The sequence below is a fragment of the Streptomyces sp. NRRL WC-3618 genome (assembly GCF_001280005.1).
In the GTDB taxonomy this organism is placed as follows: Bacteria; Actinomycetota; Actinomycetes; order Streptomycetales; family Streptomycetaceae; genus Streptomyces.
Genome location: NZ_LGDW01000451.1, coordinates 44080 through 54677 on the forward strand (window position 1 = coordinate 44080; position 10598 = coordinate 54677).

General features: G+C 69.3%; 5 protein-coding genes and 2 pseudogenes. 2 read left to right on the forward strand and 5 right to left on the reverse strand.

Translation table 11 applies throughout. The features are described from left to right. Nucleotides 1-122 precede the first annotated feature (122 nt). From ADL01_RS30920 to ADL01_RS30935, 4 genes and pseudogenes are all read right to left on the reverse strand, one after another. A complete protein-coding gene (locus tag ADL01_RS30920) occupies nucleotides 123-1196 on the reverse strand; it encodes an integrase core domain-containing protein (protein ID WP_053745312.1) in 1074 nt (357 codons plus the stop codon). A gap of 392 nt (nucleotides 1197-1588) precedes the next feature. Then, nucleotides 1589-4066, reverse strand: coding sequence for a caspase, EACC1-associated type (locus tag ADL01_RS30925; protein ID WP_053745313.1), 2478 nt, complete (start codon nucleotides 4064-4066; stop codon nucleotides 1589-1591). Continuing rightward, nucleotides 4063-4449, reverse strand: coding sequence for an effector-associated constant component EACC1 (locus tag ADL01_RS44950; RefSeq protein ID WP_159049695.1), 387 nt, complete (start codon nucleotides 4447-4449; stop codon nucleotides 4063-4065). Before ADL01_RS44950 ends, ADL01_RS30925 begins: the two co-directional genes overlap by 4 nt. Before the next feature lie 274 nt (nucleotides 4450-4723). Continuing rightward, nucleotides 4724-5411, reverse strand: a pseudogene (locus ADL01_RS30935) (IS6 family transposase); the annotation flags it as partial. 50 nt (nucleotides 5412-5461) lie between these two features. On the opposite strand from ADL01_RS30935, the gene ADL01_RS42835 reads away from it, so the two are divergent. Then, a complete protein-coding gene (locus ADL01_RS42835) occupies nucleotides 5462-5599 on the forward strand; it encodes a DUF397 domain-containing protein (protein WP_324614645.1) in 138 nt (45 codons plus the stop codon). Nucleotides 5600-5605: 6 nt separating this feature from the next. Here ADL01_RS42835 and ADL01_RS30940 read toward each other — a convergent pair whose 3' ends face one another. Further along, nucleotides 5606-8671: a S8 family serine peptidase gene (locus tag ADL01_RS30940; RefSeq protein WP_234354855.1), complete on the reverse strand. Its 3066-nt coding sequence runs from the start codon at nucleotides 8669-8671 to the stop codon at nucleotides 5606-5608. A 574-nt stretch (nucleotides 8672-9245) separates the two neighbouring features. Between ADL01_RS30940 and ADL01_RS30945 the strand changes: the two are divergent. Continuing rightward, nucleotides 9246-10458 (forward strand): annotated as a pseudogene (locus ADL01_RS30945) (IS110 family transposase); the annotation flags it as partial. Between the last annotated feature and the right edge of the window lie 140 nt (nucleotides 10459-10598).

Consider the following 10598-nt stretch of genomic DNA (forward strand, 5'->3'; position numbering starts at 1 on the left):
CCAGATACTGCGCCAGAGCGGGAGGCCGCCGGTTTGTCACTTCTCTCCGGGAAGACCTGTTGGGTGCCAAAAGTCCCGCATACGCGTTGAGCTGGGCGTTCGCCAGACTGTCGTGATCTTCGTCAGGCTGTGTCGCGGTACTCGTGGATGAGTCCGCTGAGGACGTCGTGGCGCTGGATGTGCTGGGCCGGGAAGGGGATGACGTCCGGATCGTCGGCTGGTGCGCGAAGGTGCAGGGCGCGATGCGGCCTTCCGGAGTTGTAGTGCTCGGCGTATTCGGCGAGGACACGCCGAGCGTGTCGCTCGTTGTAGATCAGCATCCGGTCGGTGCACGCGGCCCGCACGCTGCGGATGAACCTCTCCACGTGGACGTTCATCCGCGGTGTCTGTGGCGCGCTCTTCAGGATCTCGATGCCGTCGGCGGTGAAGACGGCATCGAACGCCTGGGTGTAGCGGCTGTCGCGGTCGCGTAGCAGGTAGCGGAAGCCGGCGGCGCGGTCTGCGAGGTTGGCGAGGAGGTTCCTCGAGAGCTGGGTGCCCCAGGCTGCGGTCGGGTGGGCGGTGACGCCGAGGATGTGCACGGTGCGGGTGCCGACCTCCATGACCACGAAGGCGTACAGCCTGGTCAGCGCGGCGGTGTCCACGTGGAAGAAGTCGCCGGCGAGCAGACCGGAGGCCTGGGCGCGTACGAACTCGCGCCAGGTCGGGGCGCCCTGGCTTCGCCTGGGTGCGGGGCCGAGGCCGGCGCTGCGCAGGATGCGTCGGATGGCGGAGGCGCCGACGCGGTGGCCCCGGCGCCGCAGCTCGCCCTGGATACGGGTTGAGCCCCAGGTCGGGTTCTCGCGGGCCAGGCGCAGGATCTGGGCGGTGAGTTCCTCGGAGATCGGCGGGCGGCCGGTCCGTGCGGGTTTCTGCTTCCACTTCCAGCGCAGTTGCCGCCGGTGCCAGGTGAGCAGGGTGCCGGGTGTGAACAGGCGGTGTCGGCGCAGCCGGGAGGGCAGGTGCCGGGCGAGGGCGGCGAGCACTGCACGGTCCGGCCAGGTGAGGTGTGGCCGGACGCCGAGCTGGCGGCGCAGCACCGCGTTCTCGTGGCGCAGCGCGAGCAGCTCGGCGTCCTTGGTCTGCTGGGAGCGGGAGAGCAGCAGGAGCAGTCTGAGGAGTGCGAGGAGTCTGAGGAGTCTGAGGAGTCTAGGCAAGCCTCCGTTATGCCTCCCGTCGACGCCCCCAACCGTTGCCCCTGGAGTACCACCGCAGGCCGCGCAGCACCGTCACAGAGGGCAGATGTCCTCCGTGTCAGCGGTCGTGCGGTTGGCTGACGGTCGACACCCCGTAGGGCGTCACTTCCAAACAGATCGAGCCCCGCAAGCGGAGACCGCAACAGGGGCCGAGGCTCTGGCCGTGGAACGAAGGCGCCCGCCGGGGAGCAGGCTCTGCTCGCCGGGGGCCGCCGGTTCGAGGTGGTCCGGGCGAAGGGCGCCGATCTCTGGTGGACCCTCACCACGGCGTACATCATCAACCGCGGGCGGAAGCTGGTCGGGATGCCGCTGGCAGATCCGCCGTTGGCGCTCGGCCGCCAGAGAAGGGCGGGTCACTTCTTCTTCGGGACTGTCTGGCGGAGTTGTGCCATACGGGTGTGGCGGCGACCTGCGTAACGGGCTATCGCCTGGTCCACGTCCTCCGGTGCGACCTTAAACCGGTACTCCTCCAAGATCAGGAGGCGCAGTCCGCCATGCCCCCGCTTGACACTGAGCCACAGCGTACGGGGAATGACGGCGCCATGGCGCGGCCAGAGGACGAGCGAGTGTTCCTCGCGATCGGCGCCGACCACGATGCCGATGCGGTCCATATCTCCCCAGGGAACATGCAGGCGGTGCCTGCCGAAGAGCCAGGCCCTCAGCGTCAGTCCGCCCGGGCCCACGTGGAGGTGCACGTAGTGTCGGCCGGTGAGGAAGTACGCCGTGAGACCGAAGACGAAGAGCGGGAACAGCAGCACATTGTCCACGGCCGGAACCCAGTCGGGCACCTGCGTCTTGCCGGCCACCAGTCCACTGATCGCGAACGGGGCGAAGAGTGTCACACCTACGAAGGTGGAGATGCCCGCCGGCTGGCGACCGCGGAACGTGCGACCGGCGATGGGCAGCGCCGGTGCGCCGGGCCGGGTACGCAGCCAGGCCTCGTCTGGCAGCGCGAGCTGTTCCTCGTCCGCGAACCGCGAGAGCGCTGCCTCCAGGAGCTGACTGTCATACGTGACTTCAAGAAGTAGGCACAGGGTCAAGGCGCCCGGCACCAACTTTGGCAGCAGCATGTTCGTACGTTCGACCCTGCCCTCCAGGTTTCCGATGGGTCGAAGCACCAGCAGACCCGGATAAGGGGCCCCTCGTGGCCAGTTCACTACGCCGATCCGCTCGATCTCCTTCCAGGCATACGAGATCTTCAGCTCGCCCCGCGTCAGAGTAAGCCCGGCCGCGCCGACCGCAAGCCGAACGGGCCGAACGCATCGCGCCGCGGCGAACCAAGCCGTACCCAGGAAGAACATGCACAGGGGCAGCGATGCCCACGCCGTAAGGATCTCCGTGGGCCGGACGAGCGCATCGAGGGGGGCGAAGGCGAAGCCCAAGACTGCGCAGGGCACCACCACGGCCGCGAGAACGCGGCGGTCGGCGGTGAAGACCTGCTCGTTCACGGCGGCCGGTACCGGATGCGCGGCGAGGCCCGGACTGGGAGTCCACGCCGCCCCGGCATACATGGCGAGCGCGGCCTCGACGGCCCCCGGGGTCGTCCTGAGTCTGCGCAGGTCCGCGAACCGGAGAGTGCCCTCGGTGTCGTCTTGGTGGGGCCCGGGGGATCTCCGGCTTGCCGTCTGCGGAAAGACGCCGGGCATGGGGCGGACCATGAGGTCGTGTCGACGACCGTGCAGTCGGCCCGGGGGACCTTGCCGTAGCCAGCACCGGCTGATCCGGTGCCATGGGTAGGAGAAGTGCTCGGAGGTCCCGTACTGCAACTCGACGCCGTCCGGACTCAGCACCAGCGAGTAGCCAGCAGGGTTCCGCTTACCGAGGGCTCCGAGCAGCGCCAGGCCGCTCATGACCAGAAGAATCGCGACCGTCTGGCGCCAGTTGTACAAGTTGAGATGCTTGTTCTTGTCAGGAGAGATCGCCGTCGCGATCGCCAACAGGCCAACGAAGAGCGGCGCGCCGATGGCCCAGTTACGGACCCGGTGATAGGTGAGACTGGGCCCGAACCGAATCTCACCACTCGCGGGTGAGTCGACGGGCGTGCCCTCTCCCGATGCCGCCGTACCGTCTCCCACCACCGTCCCGGCCGGCAGGGCCGCAGCCCTGTTCCGCACCAACCCCAGCCGCGCGTTGCCGTCCGAGCTCTGCTGGCGTGGCTCCGGGTAACCGCGGCGGGCCAGGGACTTGGTTAACGGGTCGTAGAGGGTGCTGAGGGAGAGGAGGTCGGGGCCGTTGGGGAGGCCATCGCGCAGGAGGCGGATGAACTCACCGGTGAAGGCGGTGTAGCGCTCGCCGACGGGGGCGTAGGAGGGGGCGTTCGCGGACGACGTGAGGATGTAGGTGCCTCGGATGGCCAGGGTGTCGGCCGGCTTGGTCCGGGTGCCCATGAGCGTATCCAGGACGCGGCCGCTGTTACAGCAGTCGAGGATAAGGATCTTGTTGGGACAGGGCGACTCTTCGAGGATCTCCCTTATCGCCTCGAACGGAATGGACGTCCAGCGCAGATCGCTCTCGTCCGTGCCGGGCAGCGCGAGGTGCAGAGTCAGGTCCTCTTTGAGGACTCCGTGACCGGAGAAGTAGACGAGCAGGGTATCGGTGGCCGTCATGGCGGCCTCGCGGACAGTGGCACAGACCGAGCCCGGATCAGGGGCGTCCTGCACCACAGTGCAACGCCCCCTGGGGAAGCCGCCGAACGCGTCGGACGTCAGCAGCTCCTGCAGGACCTCAAGGTTGTTGCGTACGGCGAGGAGGTCCCGCAGGTCACTGTCATAGCGGGAGGTACCGATGAGGACCGCGCGGGAACCCCGGGGGTCCGGCAGTCGGAGGGTCACAGCTGGCGGTGGTCGCGCAGCGCGGTGTCCAGAAGAGTCTGGGCGTCGTCGGCGGAGTCGGCGGTGACCTTCACATTGCGGCCGTCGGGGAGCGTGAGCTCCACCGTGGCCGCCGCCCGCCAGGCCTTGAGCAGCGTCGGAAGCGAGCGTATGAGGGCGGTGACGGCGCCGCTGCTGCCGATGGCGATCGTCAGCAGTTCGATACCGGAACCCATCTGGCCCTTCCCGGGGGCCTTGTTTACCAAGGCTACCCGGCCGCGCAGCTCGGGCTCGGCAACCAGTCCTCGGCGCAAGAGGGCCAGGTCGTCCTCGGTGGCGCCGGAGGCGTTGCCCGCCTCGTCAGTTAAGTCGTCGATGAGCATTCTCAGCGTCACATCCAGCATGTCGTCCCCCGAACGTTGTGCCCCGATCACGCATACGCAGGGTCAGTGTGCAGTACGGGAGGGGATAGGGCCCAGACGTGTGCAGAGAGTGATGGCCAGTCAGGGGAGGAAATTGTGGACGAGCAATGCTCATGACCTGTGGATCGGTGTCGGCGAGGGCGCTGTCACGTTGTTGGGTGGGTAGGTGTCTGATGGCGTCGCGGCGTGGTGCAGCTCGGTTCCGGGCTGTGCTCAGGCAGCGGTGGCGACGCCGGTGAGCGGTGGCGACGCCGGTGATCTGCTCCCAGATTGCGAAGCGGATGCTCATCTCGGCTCGGTGGGCGGCAGCGGTCATCAGGTGTCGGCGGGGCCGGAAGTGGGGCGAGATACCGCTGAACGCAGACAGGAACCGCTGGGCCCCGCCCACTGAGCGGAAGCCCTATCATCGCCCGTTCGCGCTGTCTGGTGGGCTGGTGGCTGCTCTCGGCTCGGTTGTTGAGGTACTTCGACTGACGGTGCTCGACGGAGGGCATGACTTCTCGGTGGGCGGCGCCGTAGGAGCGGAGCTTGTCGGTGACGATCACCCGCGGCACCGCGTGCGTCTTCTTCATCAGGCGGCGGAAGAAGCGCCTGGCCGCGGCCTTGTCCCGGCGGTTCTGCACGAGGATGTCCAGGACGTTGCCGTCCTGGTCGACGGCCCGCCACAGGTACTTCCGTTCTCCATTGATCTTGATGAAGACCTCGTCCAGGTGCCATTTGTCACCCGGCCGGTGCTGCCGCCGGCGCAGCGAATCGGCGTACCGCTGCCCGAACGTGGCGCACCAGCGGCGCACCGTCTCGTAGGAGACGACGATCCCGCGCTCGAGCATCAGCTCCTCGACCTCGCGGAACGACAGCGGGAAGCGGAAGTACAGCCACACGCAGTGGGAGATCACCTCGACCGGGTACCGGTGCCCCTTGTACGACAGCGACACGGCCTCCACGGACAGCCCCCTCCAGCACGATCAACCAGAATCCCACCCGGCTGACCAACGTGACAGCGCCCGTCGAGGTAGCCGACAAAGTCCCCGGTCTCGTCCCCGTCCGTGACTCGAAGAAGGCCCAGGACAGCCCCGTACTGCTCTTCCGGGCACCGTCCTGGGCCGCCTTCCTCACCTCCGTGAAGGGCTGACCGCGACTACGGCGCGACCGTCAGCGCCGTACGCCCGACGCCCGTCGAACCGTCGCCGTACTCGACGAGGCCGAGGTACCTCCGGCCCGCTTCCGTGCCCTGCCAGGTCACCGTGACCCGGGCACGGTTGTCCGTGCCGACCTGCTGGGAGGCGGGGGTGACGGTGGCGGGGACATCGGGGGCGGACTTGCCCAGCTGCCAGGTCCACAGGGTGAACTGCTGGCTGTGGGTGCCGTCGGGGAGGGCGTACTGGACGACATAGGCGTCGTAGTCGCCCGGGGGCAGGTCGGCGTGTTCGTCCGATCCCTCCACCGGGCTCGGGCTGACCTGCTTGCCGTCCTTGTCGTACACGAACAGGTCGAGGTCACTGCCGCGGAGGTGGTCGGAGGAGAAGACCGCCACCCGGGCGAGCCGGGTGTCCCGCGGTACGTGGACGCGGACCTTCTTGATCGCCCCCGACTCGCTCGGCGGCGCCTCGGCGTGGCCCTCCTTGTCCACGCCCGTGAGCGTGCCGGTGTGCTTCTCCCCGGCGTACAGGCCCGTGGTCGTGGCCGTCAGCCTTCCTGTCCAGCCGATGCGCGTGGCGAGCGCGACCGTTGTCTTCCCACCGGTCACCGTCACCTCGTCCGGCACGCTGAGACGCGCGGCCCGCAGGGAGATCTGGCTCCTGACCCGGTGGGCGCTGTGGGTGTCGCTCCAGGTGAGGGTGCCGAACCGCCAGGAGTCGTAGGCGGCGTCGGTGCGGGTGAAGGCGACCTTGTACGTCGCTTTCGCGCCCGGCGCCACGGTCAGCGTCCTCGGGGTGACCTTGGCCGTGTAGCCCGGCGGGGTGTGGAGCGTGGCCCGGTAGGTGGCCGTCTCCGAGGAGACGTTGGTGACCGTGCGGGTCACCGTCTGCCGGATGAAGACATCACCGACGGAGATGGTCGGGTAGTTGAGGTCGCTGGGGTCGGTCTCCGGGGCTGTGGCGCAGGCGCCCGCCGTCGGCGGCTCGACGCCCACCGCGCAGAGGTACGCAGTCCAGTCCGCGGAGGTCGAGTCGTAGACCAGCCCGGGATCGGCGGCCCGGGTGACCCGGGGCGAGCCGGCACCGTAGTCGAGCGGTGTCGCGGGGACCGTCTTGCCGGCGGTGTCGGTCTGCCGGGTGATCGGCCTGCCCTCGTTGTCGGTCGTCGTGGCCGTGGTCATCAGCGCGGACTTGATCCCCATCGGCGACCAGTCGGGGTGCAGCTGCTTCAGCAGCGTGGCGAGGCCGGCGATGTGCGGGGTCGCCATCGACGTGCCTTCCCAGAAGCCGAACGACCCCTTGTACCCGGCGAAGCCGCCGGGCACGGTGCCCGCGGCGATCAGCTGCCCCGGTGCGGCGATGTCGGGCTTGAGCAGGTCACCGCCGGAGGCCGGGTCGGGACCCGAGGAGGAGAAGGCGGCGACGGAAGGGGCCTCAACGCGGGTGCTGACGGTGGCGGTGAAGCGTGCGGTGGCCCCCTTGGCGGCGGCGTACTCCTTCACGGCCTTCCCGTCCCGCGGCCCCACCACGAACGTGGGGAACGTCGGCTCGGCGAAGACGTCCTGGGAGCTGGTGGGGGTGTTGGCCAGGACCATGGCCACCGCGCCGGCCTTCTTCAGCTCGTCCAGCCTGTCCTGGTACTCGAACGCGGCACTGCCGCCCCGGTCACAGATGACGATCTTCCCTCTCACCCGGTCCGCGTCGAGTGTGTCGGGCGCGCAGAATTCGGCCTCCTCGGCGCCCGGAAGGCCGGCGTTCGCGGCGTAGACCAGCGGGGCCTTCGGGATCCCTTCGCTGAAGGCGGGGCCGGTGATACGCCGCCCGTTGCCGAGGACCAGCGTCGCCCGGTAGTCCGTGTCGTGGCTCTCCGCGGCGACCGTGGTGACCCAGGGCGAGGTGTTCCCCACCGTGTCCGGACCCTCGTTGCCGGCCCCGGCGGCGACGAACACGCCTGCCTTCGCCGCGTTGAACATCGCCTCCCGGTTCGCCGGGCCGGTCAGCCCGCCACCGATGGAGAAGCTGATGACGTCCACACCGTCCGCCACGGCACGGTCGATCGCCGCCAGACTGTCGGCCTCGCCGCAGCCGAAGCTCCAGCACGTCTTGTAGAACGCCAGCCGGGCCTGCGGCGCCAGCCCGCTGAGCCTGCCGCGGACGTTGGTGCCGGGGATCGACACAGGGGTGTCGTAGTCACCAGCGATCGTGGTGCCGATGTGGGTGCCGTGGCTGTGCATGTCGAGGGCCGAGCGCACGTCGATCGGCTGGGGGTCGGTCAGCTCGGCGCGGAAGTAGGCGGCGCCGATCACCTTGTTGTTGCAGCTGACCTGGTGGGCGGGGTCGGCTGGATCACCCTTGTCGCAGGTGCCGTGCCACTTCCTGGCGATGACCGCCGCGTCGGGGCGCGGCTCCGGCATCGCGGCCAGCATCGGGTTCTTCGGGTCGACGGCGTCGATGACGCCGACGATCATGCCCTCACCGGCGTGCCGCGGGCCGCCCAGCTTCGACCAGAGGCCCTTCTTGCCGGACAGGCCGAGGAAACGGGGGACGTCGGGCGGGGACGCCGGGGCGGCAGCGGCGCGGCCGGACGCGGAGGACCTCGGTGCGGTCCCCTTGCCGACGGCGGCTGGCCCGCTGTCCGCCGCGGGTGCGGGTTCCGGTGCGGGCTCGGGTCTGGTGACGGTGGACCTCGTCACCGACACCACACCCGCGGTCCGGGCCAGCTCGGCTGCCTGCCCGGCCGTGAGCCTCGCGGCGAAACCGTTGAACGTGTAGTCGTAGTCGTAGAGCTTTGTGGCGCCCGGGACAGCGTCCAGCACCCGGTCCCTGCGGGCGTCCAGGCGGCGCACGTACTCCCGGGACGCGGACGAGGCGGGGTCGAGACGCTTCCCGGAAGCCGGCATAGTCCGCTTCAGGCCGCGCAGGCCGCCGTCGTACGCGGCGACCGGGGCGTCGGCCAGCTTCACCACGTAAGTTCCGGTGGTGTCACTGCGGTTCTCGGTGCCGGCGTGTGCCGACACCGTCATCCCCGCGAGGACGAGGGCCCCTGACAGAAGCGGTGTGAGCACCGCGGCGAGGGATTTCGCACGTATGTAATGGTGGGTCAACTGAGTTCCAAGATGGTCGGCCTGGCATGAGTGACGACTCCCCCGCCGCCCATCTCACAGCACTCCGCGCATCCGAGGATCTTGAAAGGTCAATTGTCAGCGTCTCTTCACAGTTATTTCACAGAGATAAAGTCGGCCTAAGCCCGCAACTGCCCCTGGACCACTTTCCCGCCGGCGTTCCGCGGCAACTCCCCCCCGAACTCCACCACCCGCGGCACCTTGTAGTTCGCCATCTCCCGTCGCGCCCAGGCGATCAGGTCGCCCCCGTTACCTTTTTCGTGGCCCCGCAATGGGGCGCCTGGCCCCCGGGTCCGGTATGGCTGTGTGCCCCCTGTCGAAGTGGATGACCTGGGGGGGTGTTGCCGCCGGGCTTCGGGGCACCGCTTGACCGCTGATGAGGGGCCTGACGACCGCCTGGTCCGGCGCAACGCCGGGCCGCTTCACGGGCGGCATGTCTGCGTAACGTGGTTGCCGGCCTGTGGTGCCGCAGGGACGGCCGGGAGTTGAGAAGACGAGTGGCGAGGGGCACGCGCACATGGTCGACACGACCGCGATAGATCTCTTCCTCGGCCTGGACCTGGGCAAGGAGTTCCACCACGCCCACGGCCGGACCCAGGACGGCAGAACCGTGCACGACAAGCGGCTGCCCAACACCGAGCCGAGACTGCTGGAGCTGTTCACCAGGCTGGTGGCGAAGTTCGGCACCGTTCTGGTGATCGTGGACCAGGTCGCCAACATTGGCGCACTCCCGCTGACAGTGGCCCGCGCGGCGGGCTGCCGGGTGGCCTACCTGCCCGGGCTGTCGATGCGGCGGGCCGCCGACCTGCACCCGGGCGAGGCCAAGACCGATGCCCGCGACGCGTTCGTGATCGCCGAGACCGCCCGCACCATGCCGCACACCCTGCGCGCGGTGGACCGCGACGACGAGGTGCTGGCCGAGCTGACCATGCTCACCGGCTACGACAACGACCTCGCCGGCGAGGTCAACCGCACCACCAACCGGCTGCGCGGCCTGCTCTCCCAGATCCACCCCTCCCTCGAACGTGTCCTCGGCCCCCGCCTGGCCTACCCCTACATCCAGGCCCTCCTCCAGCGCCACGGCTCCCCGCCCAGGCTGAAGAAGCTGGGCCGGGCCCGCTGCGAGGCCCTGCTCAAGGCACACGGCTCGCGCAAGGCCCACCACCTCACCACCGAGATCTTCGACGCGCTCGCCGAGCAGACCCTCGTCGTTCCCGGCACCGAGGCATCCGCGCTGATCGTGCCCGGCCTGGCCGCCCAGCTCGCCGCCGCACACACCCAGCGCCGCCAGGCCGAGCAGGAGATCGCCGCCCTGCTGGAGGCCCTCCCTCCTTTCCACCTCCTGACGTCCCTGCCCGGCCTGGGCGTCAGGACCACAGCGGCCGTGATCGTCGCGAGTCGGTGACGGCACGTCCTTCCCCACCGCCAGACACCTCGCCTCCTACGCCGGCCTCGCCCCGGCCACGAAGTCCTCGGGCACCTCCATCCGCGGCGAGCACGCACCCCACCGCGGCAACCGCCTCCTCAAACGCGCCCTGTTCCAGGCCGCGTTCGCCGCGATCGGCTGCAAAGCCGACCCGTCCTCCCGGACCTACTACGACCGCCAACGCGCACGCGGCAAGACCCACACCCAAGATATTGGGACTGCGAGCGTTGCGCGCCGTGCCCGCGGATGGCAGAAACTCTCGGCATCCGCTCGCCGCCGGGACGAATTCGCGGCGCCTCGGAGTGCCCCAGTTCACACGGTCCGTGGTGTCAACGGTGGAACAACCCAGGGGTGGTTGACGGTTCCTCTGTATGTGGCTGCGGAGGGGACAGTGTCCCCGGGCCTCACCAACAGCCCATGGGGACGATCGTCCGGCTGAAGCCC

What these genes read in the sequence shown, in the direction of transcription:
- ADL01_RS44950 (WP_159049695.1), bottom strand. Translation starts at nt 4,449, where the DNA reads ATGCTGGATGTGACGCTGAGAATGCTCATCGACGACTTAACTGACGAG.